Source organism: Kitasatospora sp. YST-16 (genome assembly GCF_026802215.1).
GTDB classification, from domain to species: Bacteria; Actinomycetota; Actinomycetes; order Streptomycetales; family Streptomycetaceae; genus Kitasatospora; species Kitasatospora cineracea.
In genome coordinates this window covers 3,185,351-3,209,910 of sequence record NZ_CP113837.1, presented here as the reverse complement: position 1 = coordinate 3,209,910, position 24,560 = coordinate 3,185,351, and the positions used below count along the sequence as shown (strand labels likewise).

The following is a 24,560-nucleotide window of genomic DNA, read 5'->3' as shown; positions in this document are numbered from 1 at the left end:
ATCCCCCGCGCCCTGACCCCTCGGCTCCACCGATGACCGGGCACCCGCCCCGGCCGAACCGCCCGACTCACGGTTCCAGCGAGCCGTGCTCGGCGACCACCCGGCCGGCCTTCACCACCAGTTCGCGCGGCGGCAGGTCGACCACCACCTGCGGGGTGCACTCGCCGTCCACCAGCAGGAAGTCGGCGGGCGAGCCGGGCGTCAGGTCGGCCCGGGGCAGGCCGAGCAGCTCGGCGCCGCCGTGCGCGGCCAGCTCCAGGCAGTCGGTCAGCTCCTGGTCGGTGCGGGCGTCGGTGGTCCAGCCGAGCAGGTGCGCCCGGTGCAGCATGTCGGCGTTGCCGTACGGGCTCCAGGAGTCCCGGACGCCGTCCGAACCGAGGCCGATCCGCAGGCCGCGGGCCTGCAGCTCGCGGAACGGCAGCACCTGGTGCGCGGACGGGGCGACCGTGGTCAGTGCGATCCCGGCGTCCGCCAACACGTCTGCGGTACGGGCGAGTTCGGCGGCGGGCAGCCCGGGCAGGCAGAACACGTGGCTGGCCGTCACCCGGCCCTGCAGGCCGGCCGCGACCGTCCGGGCGGCGAGTTCGCGCAGCGGGCCGAGGCCGGCCGCGCCGCGGTCGTGCAGGTGCACGTCCAGCAGCACGCCGTACCGTTCGGCCAGGCCGAACAGCAGGTCGAACTGCTCGCGGCCGTCCGCGCTGCCGCCGTCGAAACCGGCCGGGTCGATGCCGCCGACCGCGTCCACCAGGTGCTCGCGGGCCGCCTCGGTCAGCAGCTCCGCCACGCCCGGGGTGCGCACCACGCCGTGCTGCGGGAACGCCACCGACTGCACGTCCAGCTTCCCGGCCAGCCGCCCGGCGGCCTCGCGCAGGCCGGTGGCGCCGGCCAGGCCGTACGCGGGGGCGACGTCCACGTGCGCGCGGACGGCGCGGGTGCCGCGGGTCACCGCGTGGGCCAGCAGGCGGTGCGCGCGCTCGCCGATCGGGGCCCGCTGGTGCTCGTACAGCTCGACGTCGCCGACCACGTACTCCGGGAGGCTGTGCGCCGGACGGCGGCTGTACCAGGGCTCGCCCCAGCTGGTCTTGTCCGGGTGGATGTGCGCGTCCACCAGCGTCGGCAGCGCGATCCGGCCGCCGCCCTCCAGCACGGACGACGGGTGCGCGCCCGGCGGGAGTTCGGCGGCCAGGACGCCGTCCACGGCGACCAGGTCGGTGACCGGGCCGCCGAACGGGCGGACCTGGCGGAACAGCGTGACGTGCATGGTGTCGCTCCCGGGGCGGTGCTGAAGGCTCTGTCCGGAACCAATCAAACCGCTTCTGGGGTTTCAGTCAACTCGCTTGCACTGCAAGTGAGTTGACGATTCAAGCTGCCCGGGCTGGGGTGTGCGGCGCGGCCTGCGGGCCCGAGTGTGGGACGGGCGGGTCGGCGGGGACGCACAGCACCGGGCAGCGGGCGTGGGCGCGGCAGTGGTGCTCGGTGCGCGCGCCGCGCAGGTGCGGCAGGCCGGGACGGCGGTGGCCGTCGGAGCCGAGCAGCAGCAGGTCCTCCGGGCCGCCGACCGCCGCCACCAGCGCGGGCCCGGCCGGTCCGGCCGCCACCACCGGGCGGACCACCACCCCGCCCGGCCAGCCCCCGACCGCGTGCCGCAGCGCCGCGTCCAGCAGCCGCCGGGCCGCCGCGTCGGACGGGCACCCGGCCAGCAGCGGCACCAGCACCGCGCCCCGGGCCGCCGCCTCCGGCACCGCCCGCCGCAGCGCGGCCAGACTGCCCGGCGAACCGTCCACGCCGACCACCACCAGGGGCTCCCGCGCCATGACGGCCACCTCCTCGTTCTCCTCCCCGTTCCCTCCTCGTTCCCCTCCTCCAGTGAACGCCCGTCAGGGGCGGCCGGGCGTCAAGGCGGCGTCGGGAAACCGGCGGTGGGCGTCAGGGAGGCGTCAAGGCGCGGCCCGGGGCCCGTCCGGGCCGGTCTGCTGGTGGGACGCGGGCCCCGGCGACCGGAAGGCCGGGGCCCGCGCACCCGGCGGCACGAGCCGGGACGCATCGCGGGACGGGCCGGAGCGGTTCGGAAGGGGACGGAGGGCGTGATGGCGGAGCCGGTGCGCGTCGTGGTCGGAGTCAGCGGGTCGCTCGGCAGCCTGGCCGCCCTGCACCGCGCCGTCGCCGAGGCCCGGCGGGCGGGCGGCGGTGCGGGCGGCGGTGCGGGTGGCGGCGCGGAGGTGCTGGTGCTGCACGCCTGGGAGCCGCCCGGCGGCGAGTTCGGGTACCGGCGCTCGCCCTGCCAGCCGCTGCTGTCCGCCGTCCGGGCCGCCGCCGAGGAGCGGCTGGCCGGGGCGCTGGCGGAGGCGTTCGGCGGGGCCGATCCCGGCGTGCCCGTCACCGCCCGGACGGTGCGCGGCGAGCCCGCCGCCGTCCTGCTCGCCGCCGCGGACCGGCCCGGCGACCTGCTGGTGCTCGGCCCGTCCGGCCCCTGGTGGCACCGCGGCCTGCGCCGCCCCGTCCCCACCCGCTGCGTGCGCGCGGCCCGCTGCCCGGTGCTGGTGGTGCCGCGGCCCGAACTCGCCCTGGTGCTGGACGGGTTGAGCGGGCGCGGGGTGGACGCGGAGCTGCGCGGGCTGGTCGGTTCGGGTCGGCGGACGGGTGGGCGGGGATGAGCGCGGCGACGGTGCCGGGGCGGCTGCCGGCCGACCTGTCGGCGGTGCTGGCGCTGCTCACGGGGGCCGGGCTGGCCGCCGGGCTCGGCCTGCTGGGGGAGCTGCGGCCCGGCTGGTTCGCACTGACGGTGTTCACCGCCGGGTGCGCGGCCCTCGGCGGGTGGTCGAGGCCGGTGGCGGCGCCGCTGATCGGCCTGGCGGTCTGGCTGTTCCACAACGGTTTCGCGGAGCACCGGCACGCCGAGCTCGGCTGGTCCCGGCCGGCCGTCGAGGCCGGGCACCTCGCGCTGCTCACGGGCGCGGCCCTGCTCGCCGCCCTGGTGGGCGGGGTGTCGGCCCGGTGGCGGGCGACGGGCCGGGCGGCGGGCCGGACGACGGGGTGACGGCGCGGTGAGCGGCGGCGGCCGGGGTTGTGGGGCCCGGCCGCCGTGAACGGGAGCGGCCCGGACGGTGCGTGGGGGCATCGTCCGGGCCGCGGCCGGTCCTGGCGTCGCGGGGCGGGAGGGGGCGCGGGCGGTGCCCGGGAGGGGCTCGGGTGGCGTCCGGCGTGCGGCGGTTTCGTGGAAGCGCTCCCAAGAAAGGTCAGTACGCGTCTTCTGCCCGGGTGGTGAATCGAAGTACAAAGGAGCCAGCGGAAGTTCGGGCTGTGGGGGCCGGAACGGCCGCACCCGGGGCGGCCTGGGCGGTGCGTGGGGGTACTGCCTGGGCCGCCGGGTTTCCGCCCGGTTCCCGCCGGGGTTCCTGCCCGGGCCCGCCGGTTCCGCGCGGGGCGTTCCACAATGGACGGCATGAGCGCGCACGAGGACGGACTTCCCGCGGTGGCCCGGCTGCTGGCCGGGGGCGGGGTGGTGGTGCTGAGCGGGGCCGGGCTGTCGACCGAGTCCGGGATTCCGGACTACCGGGGGCCGGACGGGGTCCGCCGGAACCGGGCGCCGATGACGTACCAGGAGTTCGTGGCGGGGGAGCCGGCCCGGCGGCGGTACTGGGCGCGCAGCCACGCGGGGCGGGCGGTGATCGCCGGGGCGCGGCCGAACGCGGGGCACCTCGCGGTGGCCCGGCTGCGGGAGGCGGGCCGGGTGGCGGCGGTGATCACCCAGAACGTGGACGGCCTGCACCGGGCCGCGGGCACCGCCGACGCGGTCGAGCTGCACGGCGGCCTGGACCGGGTGGTCTGCCTGGACTGCGGCGCCCGCAGCCCCCGCGCCGAGCTGGACGAGCGCCTCGCCGCCCTCAACCCGGCCTTCCGGGACGCCGGTTCGCGGATCAACCCGGACGGCGACGTCGAGCTGCCGGACGACCTGGTGGCCTCGTTCGCCGTCGCGCCGTGCGCCTCCTGCGGCGGCGTGCTCAAGCCGGACGTGGTGTTCTTCGGCGAGAGCGTCCCCAAGGAGCGGGTCGAGCACTGCTACCGGCTGGTGGACGAGGGCCGGGCCCTGCTGGTGCTCGGGTCCTCGCTGGCGGTGCTGTCCGGCCTGCGCTTCGTGCGGCACGCCGCGAAGGCCGGCAAGCCGGTCGCCATCGTCACCCGCGGCACCACCCGCGGCGACGACCTGGCGGCGGTCCGGGTGGACCGTCCGCTCGGCGAGGCCCTGACCGCTCTGGCCGCGCCCTTCGCGCGGTAACCGCGCAGGTCGCCGCGCAGGCCGCGTAGGTCGCCGCGCAGGCTGCGGCGGGGGTCCGTCAAGGGGGCGTCAAGGTCGCGCGGGCGGCCGTATGGGGGGCGTCAGGGAGCGCGGGGACGGCCGGTTCCGCTGCTTGGCTCGGGGGTGCCGGGAAAAGCACCGGTTCCGTTCCGAGCCACCTTGGTGGATGCCATGTCAGACCTGCTCTACGTCGGTGTCACGGTCGCCGTGTTCGCCGTCATCGCCCTGATCGCGCGGGGGGTGGAGAAGCTGTGAGCGCCGCGCACATAGCCGGTCTCCTCGTCGCCGCCGCGCTGGTCGGGTACCTCGTCCTCGCGCTGATCCACCCGGAGAAGTTCTGACATGGGTCCGACTCTCGCCGGGTGGCTGCAGGCCGTCGCCCTGGTCGGCGCACTGGCCCTGTGCTACCGCCCACTGGGTGACTACATCGCCCACCTGCTGACCTCCGCCAAGCACCTGAGAGCCGAGCGCGGTCTCTACAAGGTGGTCGGCGTCGACGCGGGCGCCGACCAGCGCTGGCCGGTGTACCTGCGGTCGGTGCTGGCGTTCTCCGCGCTCTCCGTGCTGTTCCTGTACGGGCTGATCCGGCTGCAGACCCACCTGTTGCTGTCGCTCGGGGTGCCGGAGATGGAGGCGCACCAGGCGTGGAACACCGCGATCTCGTTCACCACCAACACCAACTGGCAGTCGTACAGCGGTGAGTCCGCGATGGGGCACCTGGTGCAGATGGCCGGGTTGGCGGTGCAGAACTTCGTCTCGGCGGCGGTCGGCATCGCGGTGGTGGCGGCGCTGATCCGCGGGTTCACCCGCAACCGCACCGACCGGGTCGGAAACTTCTGGGTCGACCTGACCCGGATCGTGCTGCGGCTGCTGCTGCCGATCTCGATCGTCTTCGCCCTCGTGCTGGTCGCCAGTGGCGTGGTGCAGAACTTCCACGGCTTCGAGCAGGTGACCACCCTCGGCGGTGGCACCCAGTCGGTCCCGGGTGGGCCGGTGGCCTCGCAGGAGGTCATCAAGCTGCTGGGCACCAACGGCGGCGGCTTCTACAACGCCAACTCGGCGCACCCGTTCGAGAACCCGACCGGTTTCACCAACCTGCTGGAGGTGTTCCTGCTGCTGGTGATCGCCTTCGCCCTGCCGCGGACCTTCGGCAAGATGGTCGGCGACCACCGCCAGGGCTACGCGATCGTCGCGGTGATGGGCCTGTTCTGGGTGGCCTCGGCGGCGCTGATCACCTTCTTCGAACACCAGCACTCCGGCAGCGCGCTGCAGGCGGCCGGCGCGGCAATGGAGGGCAAGGAGCAGCGCTTCGGCGTCGCGGCCAGCTCGCTGTTCGCGGCGTCCACCACGCTGACCTCGACCGGTGCGGTGAACTCCTTCCACGACTCGTTCACGCCGTTGGGCGGCGGGCTGACGGTGTTCGACATGATGCTCGGCGAGATCGCGCCCGGCGGCACCGGCTCCGGCCTGTACGGGATGCTGATCCTCGCGATCGTCGCCGTCTTCGTGGCGGGCCTGATGGTCGGCCGCACCCCCGAGTACCTGGGCAAGAAGCTCGGCGGGCGGGAGATGAAGTTCGCCTCGCTGTACATCCTCACCACCCCCGCCATCGTGCTGATCGGCGCGGGTACCGCGATCGCGCTGCCCGGCGAGCGGGCCGGGATGCTGAACGACGGCGCGCACGGCTTCTCCGAGGTGCTGTACGCGTTCACCTCGGCGGCGAACAACAACGGTTCGGCGTTCGCGGGCATCACGGTGAACACCACCTGGTACGACACGGCGCTGGGCCTGGCGATGGTGTGCGGCCGGTTCCTGCCGATGGTGTTCGTCCTCGCGCTGGCCGGTTCGCTCGCCCGGCAGCGGCCGGTCCCCGCGAGCGCGGGCACCCTGCCCACGCACCGGCCGCTGTTCGTCGGCCTGCTGTCGGGCGTCGTGCTGATCGTCGTCGGCCTCACCTACTTCCCGGCCCTGGCCCTCGGGCCGATCGCAGAAGGTCTCCACTGATGTCCACCACCGTCCCTGAAGTTCCGCAGCGGGCCGCGGGCGGCCTGCTCGATCCGAAACTGCTGCTCGCCTCGCTGCCCGACGCGGTGCGCAAGCTCGACCCCCGGGTGATGGTGAAGAACCCGGTGATGTTCGTGGTCGAGGTCGGCTCGGTGGTCACCACCGTCGCCGCGGTCGCCCACCCGTCGGTGTTCGGCTGGGCGATCACGCTCTGGCTGTGGCTGACCACGGTCTTCGCCAACCTGGCGGAGGCGGTCGCCGAGGGCCGCGGCAAGGCCCAGGCCGACACGCTGCGCAGGGCCAGGACCGAGTCGGTCGCGCGCCGCCTGACCGGCTGGCCCGCCTCGCCGGCCGAGGAGGAAGTCCCGGGCACCGCACTGCGGTTGGGCGACCACGTGGTAGTCGAGGCCGGGCAGGTGATCCCGGGCGACGGCGACGTGGTCGAGGGTGTCGCGTCGGTGGACGAGTCGGCGATCACCGGCGAGTCCGCGCCGGTGATCCGGGAGTCCGGCGGCGACCGCAGCGCGGTGACCGGCGGCACCAAGGTGCTGTCCGACCGGATCGTCGTCAAGATCACCTCCGAGCCGGGCAAGACCTTCATCGACCGGATGATCGCCCTGGTGGAGGGTGCGGCCCGGCAGAAGACGCCGAACGAGATCGCGCTGAACATCCTGCTGGCCTCGCTGACCGTGGTCTTCCTGATCGCCGTGGTGACGCTGCAGCCGATGGCCGCCTACGCGGGCGCCCCGCAGCCGACGATCGTGCTGGTCGCGCTGATCGTGGCGCTGATCCCCACCACGATCGGCGCGCTGCTCTCGGCGATCGGCATCGCCGGCATGGACCGCCTCGTGCAGCGCAACGTGCTCGCCATGTCGGGCCGGGCGGTGGAGGCTGCGGGCGACGTCAACACGCTGCTGCTGGACAAGACCGGCACCATCACGCTCGGCAACCGGCAGGCCGCCGAGTTCCTGCCCGCGTCCGGGGTCACGGTCGAGGAGCTGGCGGACGCCGCGCAGCTGTCCTCGCTGGCGGACGAGACACCCGAGGGCCGTTCGATCGTCGTCCTCGCCAAGACCGGGTACGGACTGCGGGCCCGTGCCCAGGGCGAGTTGGCGCACGCCGCCTGGGTGCCGTTCACCGCGCAGACCCGGATGTCGGGCGTGGACCTGGACGGCCGGCAGGTCCGCAAGGGCGCGGCCGGGTCGGTCGCCAACTGGGTGACGGGCAGCGGTGGTTCGGTCGGCGCGGACGTGTCCTCGCTGGTCGACGGGATCTCCGCGGCGGGCGGCACCCCGCTGGTGGTGGCCGAGCGCGAGGGCGGCGGCGTGCCGCGGGTGCTCGGTGTGATCCACCTCAAGGACGTGGTGAAGGAGGGCATGCGGGAGCGCTTCGAGGAGCTCCGCCGGATGGGCATCAAGACCGTGATGATCACCGGCGACAACCCGCTGACCGCCCGGGCGATCGCCGAGGAGGCGGGCGTCGACGACTTCCTCGCCGAGGCCACGCCCGAGGACAAGATGGCGCTGATCAAGCAGGAGCAGGAGGGCGGCAAGCTGGTCGCCATGACCGGCGACGGCACCAACGACGCCCCGGCGCTCGCCCAGGCCGACGTGGGCGTGGCGATGAACACCGGCACCATGGCGGCCAAGGAGGCCGGCAACATGGTGGACCTCGACTCCAACCCCACCAAGCTGATCGAGATCGTCGAGATCGGCAAGCAACTGCTGATCACCCGGGGCGCGTTGACGACCTTCTCGATCGCCAACGACGTCGCCAAGTACTTCGCGATCATCCCGGCGATGTTCGCGGGCGTCTACCCGGGCCTGCGGCACCTCAACGTCATGGGCCTGCACAGCCCGACCTCCGCGATCACCTCGGCGGTCGTCTTCAACGCCCTGGTCATCGTCGGCCTGATCCCGCTCGCCCTGCGCGGCGTCAAGTACCGCCCCACCGACGCGAGTTCGCTGCTGTCCCGGAACATCGGGATCTACGGGATCGGCGGCCTGATCGTGCCGTTCGTCGGCATCAAGGCGATCGACCTGGTCGTCCAGTTCGTCCCCGGCCTCAACTGACAAGAGAGGAGAACGAGACATGCCCACCTTCCTGCGCACCCACCTCACCGCGCTGCGGATGCTGCTGGTGATGACCGTGATCCTCGGCATCGCCTACCCGCTGCTGGTCACCGGAGTCAGCCAACTCGCCTTCCGGCAAAGGGCGAACGGCTCGATCGTCGAGGTCGACGGCAAGCCGGTCGGCTCCAGCCTGCTCGGCCAGCGCTTCGACCTGCCGCAGTCCGACCCGAGCGCACCGGCCCGGCCCGACCCGAAGTGGTTCCAGCCCCGCCCCTCCGCGGGCGGCTACGACCCGGCCGCCTCCGGCGCCTCCAACCTCGGCCCGAACAGCGCCGACCTGCTGAAGGCCGTGCAGGAGCGCCGGGCCGCGATCGCCGCCTTCGACGGCGTCGACCCGGCCACCGTCCCGCCGGACGCGCTGACCGCCTCCGGCTCCGGCCTCGACCCGCACATCTCCGTCGCCTACGCCAAGGAACAGATCGACCGCGTCGCCCGGGAACGCGGCCTCCCCGCCGCACAGCTCGACCGGCTGGTCGAGGAGCACACCGACGGCCGCTCGCTCGGCTTCCTCGGCCAGCCCGGCGTCAACGTCCTCGAACTCAACCAGGCTGTCGCCGAACTCAAGTGACGGACCGTCAATTCCCTGCGCAGGCCGTCCCGGACGCTCCCCCGTCCGGGACGGCCGACCGTATGCCAGGCCGACTCCCGTGCCGTGCAGCCGAGAAGAGTCGCCATGCCCGCCGACGACGGGCCCGCCGTCAGGGCCGGTCGCACCCCGCGCCCGGGCCGGGCACCCACGCGTCCAGGCCCGCGACCACGCTGCCCGCGACCGTGCCCAGCAGCGCGCCCGCGACGACGTCGCCCGGGTAGTGGACGCCGGTGTGGACCCGGGAGTAGCCGACCGTCGCGGCCAGCAGCCCGAGCGGCGCCGCCGCCCACGGCAGCTGGGAGGAGACCCCGGTGGCGAAGGCGAACGCCGACGCGGTGTGCCCGGACGGAAAGGACGCCGACTCGGGCATCGGCACGTGCCGGGCCTCGGGGACCTTCCCGCCGACCCGGTCCGGCCGCGGGCGGCGGGCCAGCGTCTTGCCGAGCAGGTTCGCCGCCGCCGAGGCCACCGCCACCGACCCGAGGCCCACCAGCGCGGCCCGGCGCGGCCGCCCCGGCAGCAGGGCCAGCCCGCAGGCCACCGCGATCGAGACCTTCGAGTTGTTCGCGGCCGTGGACAACTGCCGCAGCCGCTCGTCCAGGGTCGGTGTCGGGGTCGCCGCCACCGCGACGTACACCGCCTCGTCCACCGCCGAGAAGTCCGCCACCACGCGCTGTCCCGCCAGCACCCACCGCGTCAACGCCCGCACTACGCACCGCCGTTCGGATCGGTCCGGCCCGACGCCAGGTGCGCCAGCCGGCTCCACTTCAGGGCCGGTACCGGGGCCACCGTGCCCGGCCGGTCGCGCGGGACCCGCACCCGCAGCGCACCGGGCCGGATCGTGCAGCGCACCGGCACGTCCAGTTCCAGGGCCTCGCCGTCCACCGCGACCGGGATGCTCGCCACGTCCGCCGTGACCAGCACCTCGCGGCCGACCAGGACCGTCACCGCCTCCGCACTCGTACCACGCAGCGCCAGGTCGGCGGCCTGCGCCGCGCCGTCCACCCGCACCCCGAGGACGCCGAGCGCACCGCGGTCCATCCGCGAACGCCGCCCCGGGTCGAGCAGGTCGCCCGCGTCGTACGGGTTGTTGCTGACCAGGACGGCCTGCGGGCGCTCCAGCCGCTGCCCGCCGGCCTCCGCGGCGAGCTGCGCGCCCGCGTAGCCGACCAGCAGGTCCGGCAGCATGGCCAGGATGGTGGCGGCCTTCGCGTCCCGGTACTCGGGGTTCTGCACCACCTCCGCGTAGGTGCCGAACGAGACGTTGTTGACGAAGGCCCGGCCCGCGACCTCGCCGAGGTCGACCCGCAGTTCGACGCCGTCGGCAAGCGCGTCCAGGCAGCGGGCCGGGTCGTCGCGGTCCAGGCCCAGGTCGAGCGCGAAGTGGTTGCGGGTGCCCGCCGAGACCACCAGGAACGGCAGCCCGTGCCGGGCCGCGACCTGCGCCACCAGCGCCTGGGTGCCGTCACCGCCCGCCACGCCCAGCAGGTCGGCGCCGTCCGCGACGGCCCGCTCGGCCAGCTCGGTGACGTCCTGCTGCGCGTCCGGGTCCAGCAGCACCACCTCCGCACCCAACTCCCGGGCCCGCTCCGCCAGGTGGAACTTCTCCACCTTCCCGCCGCCGGACTTCGGATTCATGATCAGGACGGCCTTGCGCGGCGGATCGACCTCCCGCTCCGGCATCTCCCGGGACCGCCCGGCCGCGCGCAGCGCCGCCCGGGCCAGCCACAGGCCCGCCGCCCACAGCGCCACCGCGCCCAGCACCCACGGCCACGTCCCGCCGCCCACGTACAGCACCACCGCGCCCACCGGGGCCGCCACCGCCAGCAGCACCCCCAGCCAGCGCACCGGCCCGCGCCGCGACAGCGCCCACCACCCGCCGACCGCCATCAGCGCCAGCGCGGCCACCCCGACCGCCACCACCAGCGCCCCGCGCAGCCCGGCCCCGGCGGCCAGCAGCAGCACCGCCGCCAGCCCGCACCCGATCGCCGCCCGCGCCGACCACACCGCCCTCGCCGGCCACACCGACCTCGCCGCCTCTCCCATCCGTCGACCGTAACGCCCTGTCAGCTACCCCGCCCGGCACGCCGCATCCCTGTGGCAGAATCCGCCGGGTGACCATCCGGGTGCTGATCGCCGACGACCAGGAGATGGTGCGGCGGGGGCTGCGGCGCATCCTGGAGACCCAGCCGGACCTCACCGTGGTCGGCGAGGCCGGCGACGGGGTCGCCACCGTCGAGGCGGCCCGCGCGCTGCGCCCGGACGTCGCCCTGGTGGACGTCCGGATGCCCCGGATGGACGGCCTGGAGGTGGTCCGGCAGCTGTGCGGGCCGGGCGCCGACCCGCAGGTCCGGGTGGTCGTGGTGACCACCTTCGACCTGGACGAGTACGTGTACCCGGCGCTGCGCGGCGGCGCGTCCGGCTTCCTGCTCAAGCGCTCCGGACCGGCGCTGCTGATCGAGGCGGTGCGCGCCGCGGTGGCCGGGGACAGCCTGATCAGCCCGTCCGTCACGGTCCGGCTGCTGCGCCACGTCACCGGGCGCCGCCCCGGCGCGGACCCGCTGGCGGAGCCGCTGACCCCGCGCGAGACGGAGATCGCCCGGGAGGTCGCCGAGGGCCGCACCAACGCCGACATCGCGGCCGCGCTGTTCATCTCGGCGGGCACCGTCAAGACCCATGTCGCGCACATCCAGCGCAAGTTGGGCGTCCGCAACCGGGTCGGCATCGCCATGCGGGCGTTCGAGCTCGGCTACCTCACCGACCTGCCGGGCGGCCCGGCGTGAGCACCGGCCGGGCGGCGGCGAGCACCGGCCGGATGGCGGCGAGCACCGGCCGGATGGCGGCGAGCGCCCGCTGGGCGGCGGTGAGTGCCCGCCGGATGGCGGCGACGGCCGCCGCCGCGCTGCTGCTGCTCGTCCCCGCGCCGTTCGGCCCGTGGCCGGTCTGGCTCCCGGCGCTCACCGCCGCCGCGGTGCTCGCCCTCACCGCGCTGGGCGGCCCGGCGGCGGTGTGCTGGGCCGCCGTGCTCTCGCTGGCCGTCGACCTCGGCCAGGTCGGCGAGAACGGGCCGGCGCTGCTCTGGATGCCGGTCGAGTACGCGCTGCTGCTGGTGCTCACGGTGCGCGCCGTGCGGCGGCTGCCCGGCCGCCGGGCCTGGTGGGGCGGGGCGCTCGGCGCGCTGGCCGGGCTGGCCCTGCCGCTGCGCTTCGCGCTCCGGCAGCCGCATCCGCTGGACGCCTCGGTCGCCGGACTGCTCATCGCCGCCCTGCCGGTCGCCGCGGCCGTCGGCACCGGCCTGTACCTGCGCCGGCAGGACGAGCGGCGGACCCGCGCGGTCGACGACGCCCGCCGCGCACAGCGCCTGGCCGTCGCCGGGGACCTGCACGACTACGTCGCCCACGAGCTGACCGGCATCCTGCTGGAGGTGCAGGCCGCGCGGCTCGGCGGCCACGACGAGGCGGAGAACGCCCGGCTGCTGGCCCGGCTGGAGGCCGCCGGGCAGCGCGCGCTGGCCTCCATGGACCACACCCTGGACGCCCTGCGGGCCCCCGACGGCGCCGCGCCCCGCCGCCACACCCTGGCCGAACTCCCGGCGCTGCTCGGCCACTTCCCGACCCCGCCCGCCCTGCACGGCCTGGCCGGACTGCCCGCCCTGCCGCCCGCCGTCGAGGACGCCGCCTACCGGGCGGTGCTGGAGGCGCTCACCAACGTCCGCCGCCACGCCCCCGCCGCGGACCGGGTCACCGTCACGCTCGCCCACGCCCCCGGCAGCGGCCTCACCGCCACCGTCACCGACGGCGGACCCGCCCACCCGCACCCCCGCCCGGGCGGCGGCAGCGGCCTCGACGCGCTGCGCACCCGGCTCGCCGCGCTCGGCGGCGAACTGGCGGCCGGCCCGCTCGGCCCGGCCGGCCCCGGCTGGCGGGTCGAGGCCCGGATCCCGACCGGCGACTGACCCCGCGGCCGACGGTCCCGAACGCGGTGGCGGCCCCGAACGCGCTGGCGGCCCCGAACACGCCGGTGGCGCCGAACGCGCCCACGGCCCCGACCGTGCTGGTGGAACCGACCGTGCCGGTGGCCCCGAACACGCCGGTGGCGCACGGCAGTTCGCCGTACGCCACCGTCACCGCCACCTCCCGCGTTCCTACTCCTCGACGGGCGTGCCGTCGGCCGCGATCCGGGCGAAGCCCAGGTACGGGCGCAGCGCCTTCGGCAGCAGCACCGAGCCGTCGGCCTGCTGGTGCTGCTCCAGCACCGCCGCGATGGTCCGGCCCAGCGGCAGGCCCGAGCCGTTGACGGTGGCGGCCGGGGTCGGCTTGCCCTTCTCGTCCCGGGTGCGGATGCCGGCCCGGCGGCCCTGGAAGGTGCCGAAGTCCGAGACCGAGGAGATCTCCCGGTAGGTGTCCTGGCTGGGCAGCCACACCTCCAGGTCGTACGTCAAGCGCGACGAGAAGCCGGTGTCGCCGGCCGCCAACGTGACGACGCGGTAGGCGAGTTCGAGCTCCTGCAGGCAGGTCTCGGCGTGCGAGACCATCAGCAGCATCTGCTCCCTGGCCTGTTCGGCGGCGCAGATCCGGACCATCTCGACCTTCGAGAACTGGTGCAGCCGGATCAGCCCGCGGGTGTCGCGCCCGTACGAGCCTGCCTCCGAGCGGAAGCACGGGGTGTGCGCGGTGAGCGCCAGCGGCAGTTCGGCGGGCGGGACGATCTCGTCCGCGTACAGGTTGGTCAGCGGCACCTCGGCGGTCGGGATCAGGAACAGGTCCCGGTCCGCGACGCCGGTCCGGAACAGGTCCTCCTCGAACTTCGGCAGCTGCCCGGTGCCGGTCATGGTGCGCCGGTTGACCAGGTACGGCACCGCGTGCTCGACGTACCCGTGCCGGCGGGTGTGCACGTCCAGCAGCAGGGCGACGATCGCCCGCTCCAGGGCGGCACCGGCGCCGCGCAGCACGCTGAAGCGCGAGCCCGACAGCTTGGTGGCCCGGCCGAAGTCCATGATGCCCATGGTCTCGCCGAGGTCGACGTGGTCCTTGGGCGTGAAGTCGAAGTGCTGGGGCTCGCCGACCCGGCGCAGCTCGCGGGCGTCCTCGTCGGAGAAGCCGTCGGGGGCCTCGTCGTCGGGCAGGTTGGGGATGGTCAGCAGTAGGTCGGTCAGCTCCTGCTGGACCTGCTCCAGCTCCGCCTCGTTCTGCTGCACCTGCTCCTTGAGCGCGCGGGCGGTCTCCTTCAGCTCGGTGACGTCCCCGCCCTGCTTCGCGGTGCGCTGCACCTCCTGGGCGACCTGCTTCGAGCGGGCCCGCAGCTCGTCGCCGGCCTGGATGCCGCTGTTGCGGCGGGACTGCAGCGCCTCCAGCGCGGACAGGTCGAGCCGGTAGCCACGACGTGCCAGAAGCCGGACGGCTTCGTCCCCCAGGTCGATCAGGACGCGGGCATCATGCATCGGAGTCGGTTCTCCTCTGAGTACGGCGGTTGCAGCGGGTGGATTCGCCCCGACCGTAGCAGGGGCGGGGAAGCCGCTGCAGCGCCTTTCGGGCCCGCCGCACGCGGGGCGCGCCCTCCCTTGCGGAGATAATCTCTGCGGAGATAATCTCTGCAGAGATGAAACCGGATGGAACACCGACCGCAGGGGGAACCGCCATGTGGCAGCACGAGTACACCGCCGAGACCGCCGCCGCGCCGAGCGCCGTCTGGGCCGTGCTCAGCGACCTCGACCACTGGACCGACTGGGACACCTCGATGGAGGCCGTCACCCTGGAGGGCCCGTTCGAGGTCGGCGGCCGGGTCTCGATGACCCCGACCGGGCAGGAGCCGATCGTCTCCGTCATCACCCGGATCGAGGCGGACCGCGCCTACGCCGACCGCACCGAGTTCGGCGGCGCCGTACTGGACTTCTCGCACACCCTCACCGCCCTCCCCGCCGGCGGCACCCGGGTGGTCCACCGCCTGGAGATCACCGGCCCCGAGGCCGACCAACTCGGCCCCGAACTCGGCCCGATGATCACCGAGGACTTCCCGGACGCGATGGCCGCCCTGCTGGCCCGCGCCGAACGGACTGCCTGACCATCCGACCGCCTGACCACCTGACCGGGGTGACTGCCCGACCGGGTCGACCGTCCGACCGTGTTGGATGGTCCGGCCGACCGGAAACGCCGGAGACGCACGAAGGAGGACGGGACGATGGACGGACTGGTCGAGGGCCCGGCGAACAGCCCCGGCTTCTGGCTCTGGCACGCCACCCTGCGCTGGCAGCGCGAGGTCGCCGCCGCCCTCGCCCCGTACGACCTGACGCACCCCCAGTTCGTGCTGCTCTCCTGCGCCTGGTGGCTCAACGAGCAGGGCGCCACCCCCAACCAGCAGGAGCTCTCCGCCCAGGCCGGCACCGACGTCCGCACCACCTCCCAGGTGGTGCGGAAACTGGAGGCCAAGGGCCTGCTCGACCGCACCACCGACCCCGACGACACCCGGGCCCGCCGCCTGCGCATCACCCCCCGCGGCACCGCCCTCGCCCGCGCCGCGATCCCGGCCGTCGAGGCGGTCGACCGCACCTTCTTCACCCCGGCCGCCCACGGCTCCCCGTCCCTCGCCCCGGACGCCCTCAGCCACCTGCTCCGCCGCCTGACCGAAGCCCCGTAACCCCCGGCCCGGACAGCCCCGGCCCCGCGCAGCCTCAGCTCCGGCTCCGCGCGGCCTCAGCTCCGGGCGACGAACTCCGCCACCACCGGCCCCAGCACCTCCGGCGCGACCTCGTGGGTCTGCCCCGCCAGGGTGCGGTACTCGGCGCCCGCGGCGGCGGCCGTCGCGGTGGCGGCGTCGCGCAGCATCGCGGGGCTGAACTCGCCGTCGGCGACCAGCACCGGCACCGGCAGCCCGGCCAGCAGCGCGGTCGGCACCGGCGCGCCCGCCGCCCCGTCCAGCACCTCCGCGTCGTTGACCAGGGTCGGCGCCACCGCCACGAAGGCCGGCCACACCGGCGACTGCCGCAACTGCTCGACCATCGGCTCGGGGGAGCCGACGAAGACCATGAACCGGGCCACCGCGTCGCCCGGCTCGCCCGCCAGGACGTCCTTCTCGACGCCCGCCCGGTACTCCGCGAACCGGGCGCGCTGCTCCTCGGAGGTGCTGAACGGCGGCTCGTACGCCACCACCCGCTCCACCCCGATGCCCGCCCCCGCCGCCCGCAGCGCGAGCGCCGCCCCGGAGGACAGGCCCAGCAGCGTCGCCCGGCCGCCCGCCGCCGCGACGACCGCCGCCAGGTCCTCCACCTCCCGCTCCACGGCGTACGGCCCGCCCGCACCGCTCTCCCCGCGCCCGCGCCGGTCGTAGCTGAACACCCGGTGCGCCCCGGCGAGTTCGGCCGCGAGACCGCCCGACGGCCCGAACGCGCGGTGGCACAGCGCGCCGTCCACGATCACCACGGCCGGACCGCTGTCACCCGCCACCTGGTGGGCGATCCGGGTGCCGTCGGCGGAGGTCACGTACTCGGTCATGCCAACTCCCTGTTGAATGGCTCTGGTTGCTCTGGTTGCTCTGGTTGCTCTGGTTGCTCTGGTTGTGCTGATTGCTCTGGTTTTCCGACCGGCCGCGCCCGACCCCGCCCGACCCCGTCCCGCTCACCTGCCGGCGTCGGCCAGGGTGTGCGCGACCAGCGCGTTGGCGTGCCCGTGGCCCAGCCCGTGCTCGGACTTCAGCCAGGCCACCAGCTCCATGTGCTTGGTCAGCGGCGAATCGGTGATCAACTGCTGCCACTCGGCGATCGGACGCCCGTACTTCTGCTCGATCGAGGGGAAGTAGCTGGCCGGTCCCTTGACGCTCATCTGCTCGCTCCGTCCATGTCCGTGTTCCGCGCGCCGCGTTCCGTGTTCCGCGCGCCGCGTTCCGTGTTCCGCGCGCCGCCGTCACAGGAAGAGACGCGACGCCCCGGCGGAACTCATCGGTCCTCGCCAAAGTTTTTTCCGGACCGTACGGTTCGGGCCATGGCACGCATCGACGACAGCACGATCGACCGGGCGGCCGGCTACCTGTGGACGGCGGGCCGGGTCCTCGAACAGCGGCGCTTCACCCACCTGTTCGGCGAAGACCCCGACCCGGCGGGCGTCCTGGCCGCCCTGGACGCCTACCGCGCCCCCGGCGGCGGCTGGGCGTACGGCCTGGAGCCGGACGTCCGCGGGCCCGCCGCCCAGCCGCTGGCAGCCGGCGCAGCCGCCCGGATCCTGGCCGAGGCGGACGCCCTGAACGGCCCGCGCGGCACCGAACTCTGCGACTGGGCCGCCACGTTGACCACCGACGAGGGCGGCGTCCCGGCCGTCCTGCCCAGCCTGCGCCGCTACCCGCACCCGCCCTTCCTGCCGATCGCCGACGACCCTCCCGCCGAACTGCTCTCCACCGGCCAGATCGCCGCCCCGCTGCTCCGGGCCGGACTGCGGCACCCCTGGCTGACCGGCGCGGCGGAGTTCTGCCGCCGCGCGATCGAGGCGATCGGGACGACCCACCCGTACGAGGTGATCACCGCCGTCGGCTTCCTGGACGCCGCCCCGGACCGCGCCTGGGCCGGGCAACAGGCCGACCGGCTGGGGGAGTTGGTGCGCGAGCAGCAGCTGGTGCTGCTCGACCCGGCCCACCCCGAGCAGGTCCGGCTGGCGCCCGGCTACGCGCCCGGCGAGTTCCACTTCCCGCACGACTTCGCGCCCACCCCGGACAGCCTGGCCCGGTCCTGGTTCACCGACGCCGAGACCGAGCGCGGCCTCGACCACCTGGCCGCCGCCCAACTCCCGGACGGCGGCTGGCCGATCACCTGGGCCCGCTGGTCCGCCGCCACCGAGCACGAGGCCCGCCCGGGCGTCACCCTGGCCGCCCTGCGCACCCTCCGCGCCTACGCGGGCTGAGCCCCCCGCCGTCCACCGGCACCGCGCCCTACGGCAGCGCCGCCAGCCACCCGTCCGCGACGGCGGTCCGGGCGTACAGCACGAAGCGCCCCGCCCGGTGCGAGGAGACCAGCCCCGCGGTGCGCAGCGCGGTGAGGTGCTGGGAGGCCGCCGGGGCGGTGATGCCGCAGCGGGCGGCGAGTTCGGTGGTGGAGGCGGGGACGTCCAGTTCGGCCAGCAGCCGGGTGCGGGTGCGGCCGAGCACGGGCGCGAGCGCCTCGGCGCGGGGGGCCGGCCGGTGTTCCCAGACGGTCGCGGCGCCCAGCGCGGGGTAGCAGAGCTGCGGCGGGTCGGGGGAGACGGTGCGGGTCAGCAGCCGGGGCCAGGCGAACACCGAGGGCACCAGCAGCAGTCCGGCACCGGTCGGGATCCGGGTGACGGCGCAGTGCCGCTCCGACAGGTGCAGGGTGCCGTCCGCCCAGCGCACCGTCCCGTGCAGTTCGCCGAGCACGGCCGCGCTGCCCCGTTCGGCGGCCCGCCGGGCGCGCCGCAGGACGTCCGCCTCCAGCACCGCGCCGATCCGCGACCAGTACGGGGCGAGGGCGAGCTGCCAGAACGCCTCGATCTCGGCGGTGATCCGCCGCAGCGCCTGCTCGGGTTCGCGTTCCAGCGCCCGCAGCCGGGGTCCGCTCCGGCCGCCACGACCGCCACGACCGTCGCGGCCGTCATAGCCGCCACGACCGTCACGGTTGCCGCGGTCGGCGTGCAGGCAGTCCAGGTCGTGCCGGAGCAGCGCGGGGCCGGTGGCCCGGATCGCGGCCAGCTCGGCGGCCAGATCGGTGACCGGCCGGTCCGGGACGGGGTTGAGGAAGTCCGGCAGGTGCCCGTGCGGCGGGACCAGTTCGGCCAGCCAGCCGCGGTCCAGCCCGGCGGCGGCCAGCCGGGGCCGGACCTGCGCGGCCCAGCGGCGGTGCGGCACGGGCACCGGGTCGGCGGCCAGCGCGCGGCAGGCGGCGACCACCTCCCACATCGGCGAGACCGCGAACCTGGTCAGCGCGAGGTCGTCCGCCGTCAGCGGCAGCCCGGTCCGCACCCCGCCACCCCCGCATCCGCCGCCGTCGATTAGGCCGCAGCTTAATCGGTCGGCGCGGCCCCGCCCGGCCGGGCAGGATCGGTTCCGACCACCGTGCCCACCCCGCACCGGAAGCGAGCCCCGCATGTCGAACCGCACCCTCCCCGCCCGTTCCGCCGAGCACGCCGCCACCCTCCGTTCCCTCGCCGCCGCCGACGCGCCGCTGCTGCTCCCGAACGCCTGGGACGCGGGCAGCGCGGCGGTGATCGCCGCGGCCGGCGCCGCCGCGATCGCCACCACCAGCGGCGGCGTCTCCTGGTCGGCGGGCCGCGGCGACGGCCAGGGCCTGGACCGGGCGACGATGGCCGAGGCGGTGCGCCGGATCGCCGCCGCCGTGGACGTCCCGGTGACCGCCGACGTCGAGGGCGGCTACGGCCCGGCGCCCGAGGACGTGGCCGAGACCGTCCGCGCGGTGGTCGCGGCGGGCGCGGTCGGCGTCAACCTGGAGGACTCGGCCGCCCCGGGCGGCCCGCTGTTCACCGTCGCCGAGCAGTCCGCCCGGCTGCGCGCCGCCCGGACGGCCGCCGCCGAGGCGGGCCTGCCCGGGCTGCTGGTCAACGCCCGTACCGACGTTCACCTGTTCGGGGTCGGCCCGGCGGACGGCCGCCCGGCCGAGGTGCTGCGCCGCGCCGAGGCGTACGCGGCGGCCGGGGCCGACTCGCTGTTCGTCCCCGGCCTGCTCGACCTCGCCGCACTGAAGGAGCTGACCGCCGCGTCCCCGCTGCCGGTCAACGCGATGGCCGTCCCGGGCGGCCCGACCGTCGCGGAACTTGCCGCCGCCGGGGTCCGCCGGATCAGCCTGGGCACCGCACTCGCCCAGGCCGCGTACACCGCCGCGCACCGGGCCGCCACCGAACTGCTCGGCACCGGCACGTACGGCGCGCTGGGCGGCGCGCTCGACTACGGCACCCTGAACGGCCTGCTCGCCGACCGCTGACCCGACCACTGATCCGGTGATCCGGATGCCGACCCGACCGCAAACCCGGCCGCCACCCCAGCCGCTGACCCGGCGTCAGGACACCGCGCGCTTCACCAGCTCGGCGACCCGGGCCGCCTCCGCGTCGCCCAGCTCGGCGACGGCGAAGTAGGTCGGCCACAGCGCGCCGTCGTCCAGCTTGGCGCTGTCGCTGAAACCGATCATCGCGTACCGGGACTTGAACTTGGCCGCGCTCTGGAAGAAGCACACCGGCTTGCCGTCCGCGTTGTTGTACGCGGGCATGCCGTACCAGGTCTTCGGGGCCAGCTGCGGCGCCACCTCGGCGACGATCGCGTGGAAGCGCCGGGCGAGCACCCGGTCCTCCTCCGGCATCTCCTCGATCTTCGCCAGCAGGTCCTGCTCGGCCTCGGCCGCCTTCGCCGCGGCCGAGGCCCGCTTGGACTCCGCCTTCAGCTCCTTGGCGCGCTCCTTCATCGCCGCGCGCTCGTCCGCCGTGAAACCCTCGTGCTTCTCCGCCATGGCCGGTCCTCCCGTTTCCGTTCTCCGTCGTCACCGATCCTAGGAACCGGGCGGCCCTCCCGGCTTCTCGGAAACTGACCGGCTCGACCGGCCGCGCCAAAAGCCCAAGCCCCAAGCCCCAAGCCTCAAGCCCAAGGCCCAAAGCCCGAGCCCAAAGCAGTGGAGCCCGGCCCCGGGCCGGACTCCACTGCGGCGTCGACGGCCTCAGCGGGCCTTGAAGGTCCGCAGCCGCAGGCTGTTGCCGACCACGAACACCGAGGAGAAGGCCATCGCCGCCCCCGCGATCATCGGGTTCAGCAGCCCGCTCGCCGCCAGCGGCAGGGCGGCCACGTTGTAGGCGAAGGCCCAGAACAGGTTGCCCTTGATGGTGGCCAGCGTCCGCCGCGACAGCCGGATCGCATCCGCCGCCGAGCGCAGGTCGCCGCGGACCAGGGTCAGGTCGGCGGCCTCGATCGCCGCGTCGGTGCCGGTGCCGATCGCCAGCCCCAGGTCGGCCTGGGCCAGGGCGGCCGCGTCGTTGACGCCGTCGCCGACCATCGCCACCGTCCGGCCCTCGGCCTGCAGCCGCTGGACGGTCGCCACCTTGTCCTCGGGCAGCACCTCGGCGATCACGTCCTCGGCCGGGATGCCGACCTCGGCCGCCACCGACTCCGCCACCAGCCGGTTGTCACCGGTCAGCAGCACCGGCCGCAGGCCCAGCGCGCGCAGTTCGGCGATCGCCTCGGCACTGGTCGGCTTCACCGCGTCGGCGACCTCCAGCACGGCCCGGGCCGCCCCGTCCCAGCCCACCGCGATCGCGGTCCGCCCGGCCCGCTCGGCCGCGGCCTTCGCCGCGAGCAGCCCGGCCGGCAGGTGCTGCGACCAGTCGGCCAGCAGCGCCTCGCGCCCGGCGACCACCGCGTGCCCGTCGACCACGCCCTGCACGCCCAGGCCGGGGAGGTTCTCGAAACCCTCGACGGCCGCCAGGTCGCCGAACCGCTCCTGCGCGGCGGTGGCCACGGCCTGCGCGATCGGGTGCTCGGAGGCGTGCTCCAGGGCGCCGGCCAGGCGCAGCGCCTCGTCCTCGGTGGTGCCCTCGGCGGTGTGCACGCCCAGCAGCGCCATCCGGCCGGTGGTCACGGTGCCGGTCTTGTCGAGCACGATGGTGTCGACCCGGCGGGTGTTCTCCAGCACCTCCGGGCCCTTGATCAGGATGCCGAGCTGGGCGCCGCGCCCGGTGCCGACCAGCAGCGCGGTGGGGGTGGCCAGGCCGAGGGCGCACGGGCAGGCGATGATCAGCACCGCGACGGCTGCAGTGAACGCCGCGCTCCAGCCCTCGCCGGTGCCCAGCCAGTAGCCCAGGGTGGCCAGCGCCAGGGTGATCACGATCGGCACGAACACGCCGGAGATCCGGTCGGCCAGGCGCTGCGCGGCGGCCTTGCCGTTCTGCGCGTCCTCCACCAGCTTGGCCATCCGGGCCAGTTGGGTGTCCGCGCCGACCCGGGTCGCCTCGACGACCAGGCGGCCGCCCGCGTTGACGGTCGCGCCGGTCACGCTGTCGCCGGGCCCGACCTCCACCGGCACCGACTCGCCGGTCAGCATCGACGCGTCCACCGCGGAGCTGCCCTCGACCACCGTGCCGTCGGTGGCGACCTTCTCGCCGGGCCGCACCACGAACCGGTCCCCGACCGCGAGTTGACCGACCGGGACGCGGACCTCGCGCCCGTCCCGCAGTACGGTGACGTCCTTGGCGCCCAGTTCCAGCAGCGCCTTCAGCGCGGCGCCCGCGGTCCGCTTCGAGCGGGCCTCGAAGTACCGTCCGGCCAGGATGAACGCGGTGACGCCGGCCGCCGCCTCCAGGTAGATGTTCGAGGAGCCGTCCGAACGGGCGATGGTGAATTCGAAGCCGTGCCGCATCCCCGGCATGCCCGCGTCCCCGAAGAACAGCGCCCACAGTGACCACAGGAACGCGGCGCCGGTGCCCAGCGAGACCAGGGTGTCCATGGTCGCCGCGCCGTGCTTCGCGTTGGTCCAGGCGGCCTTGTGGAACGGCCAGGCGGCGTACGTCACCACCGGCGCGGCCAGGGTCAGCGACAGCCACTGCCAGTTGTCGAACTGCAGGGCCGGCACCATCGCCATGGCGATCACCGGCACCGCCAGCGCGACGGCCGCGACCAGCCGCTGCCGCAGCGGCGCCAGCTCGTCGGCCCGCCCGTCCGCTCCGGCCGCCTCCCGCTGCTCCGCCGGGGGCTCCGGCAGCGCGGCGGTGTAGCCGGTGGCCTCGACGGTGGCGATCAGGTCGGCGACCTCCACGGGCCCCTCGACGACCACCCGGGCCTTCTCGGTGGCGTAGTTGACGCTGGCCCGGACGCCGTCCATGCGGTTGAGCTTCTTCTCGATCCGCGCGGCGCAGGACGCGCACGTCATGCCGCCGATGCGGAGTTCCACCTCGGTGGAGGCGGGTGCTGCCTGGGTGGTCATCAGGGCTCCTCGTGGTCTCTCCCGGCCGTGGCCGGGTTCCTGCGGTCGGTCTCTCAGGCCCGGCCGGTCAGTTCGTAACCGGCCTCGTCGATCGCGGCGCGCACCGCCTCGTCGGCCAACCCGGCGGCCGAGTCGACGCTCACCAGCCCGCCCTTGACGTCGACCCGCACGGCCTGCACGCCCTCCAGCGCGCCGACCGCCTTCCCGACGGCCTGCTCGCAGTGGCCGCAGGTCATCCCGGCGACGGTGAACACGGTGGTGACGGCGGCCGGCGCGGCCGCGGTCGCGGTGGTGGAGCAGGTGCCTTCGTTGGAGCAGCAGGACATGGGAGCCTCCGGTGTGGTCCGCGATACCCAGTGGGGGTATCGACTTCATGTCCTCATTTATACCCCTGGGGGGTATGCATCGCAAGCGTCCGCCCGAGAAAAACCGCCCACCCCTCCGCCGCCGCTCCTCCGCCCTGGAAATTTCGGCCCCTCCCGTCCGGTCCACCGCCACCCTCTCGACCTGCGGAAACGCCGCCCCGTCCGGCCGTAGCGACCCCCGCCCACCCTCCCGACCCTGGTTGACACATACCCCTGGGGGGTATCTACTCGCTGCCGTCGGAACGCCCCGGAGTCCCGGGAGCGACCCCGACCCCCTCTCGCACCACCACCCAGGAGCCCGCCATGAACACCGCCCTCAAGGTCACCGCCTTCGCCGCCGGCCTCGCCGCCACCTTCACCGCCGCGTACGGCGTCGGCCACGCCGTCGGCCCCGCTCCCGCCCAGCCGCACCCCGCCGCCCACGGCGGGCACGCCGCCCACCCGGCCGACGACGCGGGCGCCACCGCCCACGCCGACCACCAGGTCGGCGGCCTGCAGGCCGCCGAACGCGGCTACACCCTCAGCCTGGACCGCACCGTCGTCCCGGCCGGGGGGCCGACCGAACTGAGCTTCCGGGTGCTGGCCCCCGACGGGCACCCGCTCACCGCCTACCGGCCCGCGCACGAGAAGGAACTCCACCTGATCGTCGCCAACCGCGACCTGACGGACTTCCAGCACCTGCACCCGGTCCGCGCCGCCGACGACACCTGGGCCGCCCCGGCGAACATCGCCGCGGCCGGCGACTACCGGGTCTTCGCCGACTTCACCCCGGCCGCCGAGACCGACCCGCTCACCCTCGGCGCCGACCTGCACGCCGCCGGCGACTACCGCCCGGCCGCCCTCCCGCAGACCGGCCGCACCGTCACCGTCGACGGCTACACCCTCACCCTCGCCGGCGACCTCGCCCCGGGACGGCCCGGCCGCCTCGCCTTCACCGTGACCAAGGACGGCCGCCCGGTCACCGACCTCGACCCGTACCTCGCCGCCTACGGCCACCTGGTGGTCCTACGGGCCGGCGACCTCGGCTACCTGCACGTCCACCCGGACGGCGAACCCGGCGACGGCACCACCGCCCCCGGCCCGGAGATCGACTTCACCGCGACCGCCCCGAGCCCGGGCGACTACCGCCTCTTCCTGGACTTCCAGCACCAGGGCACCGTCCACACCGCGGCCTTCACCCTCACCGCCGAAACCGCCGCTCCCGAACCCCACCAGCACTGACCCCACCCGTCCCCCCGCCCCGCGCACCCATCCGTCCCCCACA

The 24,560-nt window shown here is 75.1% G+C and carries 25 protein-coding genes; 14 read left to right on the top strand and 11 right to left on the bottom strand.

The features are described 5' to 3' along the window. Positions 1-67 precede the first annotated feature (67 nt). Positions 68-1,261, bottom strand: coding sequence for an amidohydrolase (locus OU787_RS14585; RefSeq protein WP_268659575.1), 1,194 nt, complete (start codon positions 1,259-1,261; stop codon positions 68-70). Between the two features lie 100 nt (positions 1,262-1,361). Beyond that, positions 1,362-1,814: a universal stress protein gene (locus tag OU787_RS14580; protein WP_268659574.1), complete on the bottom strand. Its 453-nt coding sequence runs from the start codon at positions 1,812-1,814 to the stop codon at positions 1,362-1,364. Positions 1,815-2,087: 273 nt separating this feature from the next. Here OU787_RS14580 and OU787_RS14575 point away from each other — a divergent pair, with 273 nt between their 5' ends. From OU787_RS14575 to kdpC, 7 genes are all read left to right on the top strand, one after another. After that, positions 2,088-2,654 (top strand): universal stress protein, encoded by a 567-nt coding sequence (locus OU787_RS14575; RefSeq protein WP_268659573.1) that lies wholly within the window; start codon positions 2,088-2,090, stop codon positions 2,652-2,654. After that, the gene (locus tag OU787_RS14570) at positions 2,651-3,037 is read left to right on the top strand and encodes a hypothetical protein (protein ID WP_268659572.1); all 387 of its coding nucleotides are present in this window, start codon (positions 2,651-2,653) and stop codon (positions 3,035-3,037) included. Before OU787_RS14575 ends, OU787_RS14570 begins: the two co-directional genes overlap by 4 nt. A 396-nt stretch (positions 3,038-3,433) precedes the next feature. Then, positions 3,434-4,276, top strand: coding sequence for an NAD-dependent protein deacetylase (locus tag OU787_RS14565; RefSeq protein ID WP_030461886.1), 843 nt, complete (start codon positions 3,434-3,436; stop codon positions 4,274-4,276). 272 nt (positions 4,277-4,548) lie between these two features. Beyond that, positions 4,549-4,638 (top strand): K(+)-transporting ATPase subunit F, encoded by a 90-nt coding sequence (gene kdpF, locus OU787_RS14560; protein WP_035956252.1) that lies wholly within the window; start codon positions 4,549-4,551, stop codon positions 4,636-4,638. Between the two features lies 1 nt (position 4,639). After that, positions 4,640-6,301, top strand: a complete 1,662-nt coding sequence (kdpA, locus tag OU787_RS14555; RefSeq protein WP_268659571.1) for a potassium-transporting ATPase subunit KdpA — start codon at positions 4,640-4,642, stop codon at positions 6,299-6,301. Continuing rightward, the gene (gene kdpB, locus OU787_RS14550) at positions 6,301-8,373 is read left to right on the top strand and encodes a potassium-transporting ATPase subunit KdpB (RefSeq protein WP_268659570.1); all 2,073 of its coding nucleotides are present in this window, start codon (positions 6,301-6,303) and stop codon (positions 8,371-8,373) included. The genes kdpA and kdpB overlap by 1 nt, the downstream gene beginning before the upstream one ends. A 19-nt stretch (positions 8,374-8,392) precedes the next feature. Then, positions 8,393-9,001 carry a potassium-transporting ATPase subunit KdpC gene (kdpC, locus tag OU787_RS14545; RefSeq protein WP_268659569.1) on the top strand — a complete coding sequence of 203 codons (609 nt, stop codon included), beginning with the start codon at positions 8,393-8,395 and terminating at the stop codon, positions 8,999-9,001. A 130-nt stretch (positions 9,002-9,131) separates the two neighbouring features. Here the strand turns inward: kdpC and OU787_RS14540 are convergent, their stop codons facing one another. After that, positions 9,132-9,731, bottom strand: coding sequence for a phosphatase PAP2 family protein (locus OU787_RS14540; RefSeq protein ID WP_030461890.1), 600 nt, complete (start codon positions 9,729-9,731; stop codon positions 9,132-9,134). Continuing rightward, a complete protein-coding gene (locus tag OU787_RS14535; protein ID WP_268659568.1) occupies positions 9,731-11,068 on the bottom strand; it encodes a diacylglycerol/lipid kinase family protein in 1,338 nt (445 codons plus the stop codon). Before OU787_RS14535 ends, OU787_RS14540 begins: the two co-directional genes overlap by 1 nt. Before the next feature lie 68 nt (positions 11,069-11,136). Here OU787_RS14535 and OU787_RS14530 point away from each other — a divergent pair, with 68 nt between their 5' ends. After that, positions 11,137-11,805 carry a response regulator gene (locus OU787_RS14530; protein ID WP_030461892.1) on the top strand — a complete coding sequence of 223 codons (669 nt, stop codon included), beginning with the start codon at positions 11,137-11,139 and terminating at the stop codon, positions 11,803-11,805. Next, positions 11,802-12,977 (top strand): sensor histidine kinase, encoded by a 1,176-nt coding sequence (locus OU787_RS14525; protein WP_268659567.1) that lies wholly within the window; start codon positions 11,802-11,804, stop codon positions 12,975-12,977. Before OU787_RS14530 ends, OU787_RS14525 begins: the two co-directional genes overlap by 4 nt. A 189-nt stretch (positions 12,978-13,166) precedes the next feature. Here OU787_RS14525 and serS read toward each other — a convergent pair whose 3' ends face one another. Then, positions 13,167-14,462 carry a serine--tRNA ligase gene (gene serS, locus OU787_RS14520; protein ID WP_030461894.1) on the bottom strand — a complete coding sequence of 432 codons (1,296 nt, stop codon included), beginning with the start codon at positions 14,460-14,462 and terminating at the stop codon, positions 13,167-13,169. Between the two features lie 197 nt (positions 14,463-14,659). Between serS and OU787_RS14515 the strand changes: the two genes are divergently transcribed. Both OU787_RS14515 and OU787_RS14510 read left to right on the top strand, forming a co-directional pair. Further along, on the top strand, positions 14,660-15,082 hold the full coding sequence (locus OU787_RS14515) for an SRPBCC family protein (protein WP_268659566.1): 423 nt from the start codon (positions 14,660-14,662) through the stop codon (positions 15,080-15,082). 117 nt (positions 15,083-15,199) lie between these two features. After that, on the top strand, positions 15,200-15,655 hold the full coding sequence (locus OU787_RS14510; protein ID WP_030461896.1) for a MarR family winged helix-turn-helix transcriptional regulator: 456 nt from the start codon (positions 15,200-15,202) through the stop codon (positions 15,653-15,655). Positions 15,656-15,711: 56 nt separating this feature from the next. Here OU787_RS14510 and OU787_RS14505 read toward each other — a convergent pair whose 3' ends face one another. Together OU787_RS14505 and OU787_RS14500 are read right to left on the bottom strand one after the other, a co-directional pair. Then, entirely contained in the window at positions 15,712-16,509 is a 798-nt protein-coding gene (locus OU787_RS14505) for an alpha/beta fold hydrolase (protein WP_268659565.1), read from the bottom strand. 123 nt (positions 16,510-16,632) lie between these two features. Beyond that, complete coding sequence (locus OU787_RS14500) at positions 16,633-16,836, bottom strand: DUF4287 domain-containing protein (RefSeq protein ID WP_030461898.1); 204 nt, start codon at positions 16,834-16,836, stop codon at positions 16,633-16,635. A gap of 159 nt (positions 16,837-16,995) precedes the next feature. On the opposite strand from OU787_RS14500, the gene OU787_RS14495 reads away from it, so the two are divergent. Continuing rightward, entirely contained in the window at positions 16,996-17,904 is a 909-nt protein-coding gene (locus tag OU787_RS14495; protein WP_268659564.1) for a hypothetical protein, read from the top strand. 28 nt (positions 17,905-17,932) lie between these two features. Here the strand turns inward: OU787_RS14495 and OU787_RS14490 are convergent, their stop codons facing one another. Beyond that, complete coding sequence (locus tag OU787_RS14490; protein ID WP_268659563.1) at positions 17,933-18,976, bottom strand: ArsR/SmtB family transcription factor; 1,044 nt, start codon at positions 18,974-18,976, stop codon at positions 17,933-17,935. Between the two features lie 124 nt (positions 18,977-19,100). Here OU787_RS14490 and OU787_RS14485 point away from each other — a divergent pair, with 124 nt between their 5' ends. After that, positions 19,101-19,952: an isocitrate lyase/phosphoenolpyruvate mutase family protein gene (locus OU787_RS14485; RefSeq protein WP_268659562.1), complete on the top strand. Its 852-nt coding sequence runs from the start codon at positions 19,101-19,103 to the stop codon at positions 19,950-19,952. 75 nt (positions 19,953-20,027) lie between these two features. On the opposite strand, the gene OU787_RS14480 is transcribed toward OU787_RS14485, so the two are convergent. The 3 genes from OU787_RS14480 to OU787_RS14470 form a co-directional block, all read right to left on the bottom strand. Then, complete coding sequence (locus OU787_RS14480) at positions 20,028-20,471, bottom strand: iron chaperone (protein ID WP_030461902.1); 444 nt, start codon at positions 20,469-20,471, stop codon at positions 20,028-20,030. A 204-nt stretch (positions 20,472-20,675) separates the two neighbouring features. Next, positions 20,676-22,931, bottom strand: coding sequence for a heavy metal translocating P-type ATPase (locus tag OU787_RS14475; RefSeq protein WP_268659561.1), 2,256 nt, complete (start codon positions 22,929-22,931; stop codon positions 20,676-20,678). Between the two features lie 53 nt (positions 22,932-22,984). Continuing rightward, positions 22,985-23,257 (bottom strand): heavy-metal-associated domain-containing protein, encoded by a 273-nt coding sequence (locus OU787_RS14470; protein WP_268659560.1) that lies wholly within the window; start codon positions 23,255-23,257, stop codon positions 22,985-22,987. A 342-nt stretch (positions 23,258-23,599) separates the two neighbouring features. Here OU787_RS14470 and OU787_RS14465 point away from each other — a divergent pair, with 342 nt between their 5' ends. Then, entirely contained in the window at positions 23,600-24,517 is a 918-nt protein-coding gene (locus OU787_RS14465) for a hypothetical protein (RefSeq protein WP_268659559.1), read from the top strand. Positions 24,518-24,560 lie beyond the last annotated feature (43 nt).

Coding starts and splice junctions, on each gene's coding strand:
- OU787_RS14585 (WP_268659575.1), bottom strand. CDS start 1,261: ATGCACGTCACGCTGTTCCGCCAGGTCCGCCCGTTCGGCGGCCCGGTC.
- OU787_RS14580 (WP_268659574.1), bottom strand. CDS start 1,814: ATGGCGCGGGAGCCCCTGGTGGTGGTCGGCGTGGACGGTTCGCCGGGC.
- OU787_RS14575 (WP_268659573.1), top strand. CDS start 2,088: ATGGCGGAGCCGGTGCGCGTCGTGGTCGGAGTCAGCGGGTCGCTCGGC.
- OU787_RS14570 (WP_268659572.1), top strand. CDS start 2,651: ATGAGCGCGGCGACGGTGCCGGGGCGGCTGCCGGCCGACCTGTCGGCG.
- OU787_RS14565 (WP_030461886.1), top strand. CDS start 3,434: ATGGACGGCATGAGCGCGCACGAGGACGGACTTCCCGCGGTGGCCCGG.
- kdpA (WP_268659571.1), top strand. CDS start 4,640: ATGGGTCCGACTCTCGCCGGGTGGCTGCAGGCCGTCGCCCTGGTCGGC.
- kdpB (WP_268659570.1), top strand. CDS start 6,301: ATGTCCACCACCGTCCCTGAAGTTCCGCAGCGGGCCGCGGGCGGCCTG.
- kdpC (WP_268659569.1), top strand. CDS start 8,393: ATGCCCACCTTCCTGCGCACCCACCTCACCGCGCTGCGGATGCTGCTG.
- OU787_RS14535 (WP_268659568.1), bottom strand. CDS start 11,068: ATGGGAGAGGCGGCGAGGTCGGTGTGGCCGGCGAGGGCGGTGTGGTCG.
- serS (WP_030461894.1), bottom strand. CDS start 14,462: ATGCATGATGCCCGCGTCCTGATCGACCTGGGGGACGAAGCCGTCCGG.
- OU787_RS14515 (WP_268659566.1), top strand. CDS start 14,660: ATGTGGCAGCACGAGTACACCGCCGAGACCGCCGCCGCGCCGAGCGCC.
- OU787_RS14510 (WP_030461896.1), top strand. CDS start 15,200: ATGGACGGACTGGTCGAGGGCCCGGCGAACAGCCCCGGCTTCTGGCTC.
- OU787_RS14505 (WP_268659565.1), bottom strand. CDS start 16,509: ATGACCGAGTACGTGACCTCCGCCGACGGCACCCGGATCGCCCACCAG.
- OU787_RS14500 (WP_030461898.1), bottom strand. CDS start 16,836: ATGAGCGTCAAGGGACCGGCCAGCTACTTCCCCTCGATCGAGCAGAAG.
- OU787_RS14495 (WP_268659564.1), top strand. CDS start 16,996: ATGGCACGCATCGACGACAGCACGATCGACCGGGCGGCCGGCTACCTG.
- OU787_RS14485 (WP_268659562.1), top strand. CDS start 19,101: ATGTCGAACCGCACCCTCCCCGCCCGTTCCGCCGAGCACGCCGCCACC.
- OU787_RS14480 (WP_030461902.1), bottom strand. CDS start 20,471: ATGGCGGAGAAGCACGAGGGTTTCACGGCGGACGAGCGCGCGGCGATG.
- OU787_RS14475 (WP_268659561.1), bottom strand. CDS start 22,931: ATGACCACCCAGGCAGCACCCGCCTCCACCGAGGTGGAACTCCGCATC.
- OU787_RS14470 (WP_268659560.1), bottom strand. CDS start 23,257: ATGTCCTGCTGCTCCAACGAAGGCACCTGCTCCACCACCGCGACCGCG.
- OU787_RS14465 (WP_268659559.1), top strand. CDS start 23,600: ATGAACACCGCCCTCAAGGTCACCGCCTTCGCCGCCGGCCTCGCCGCC.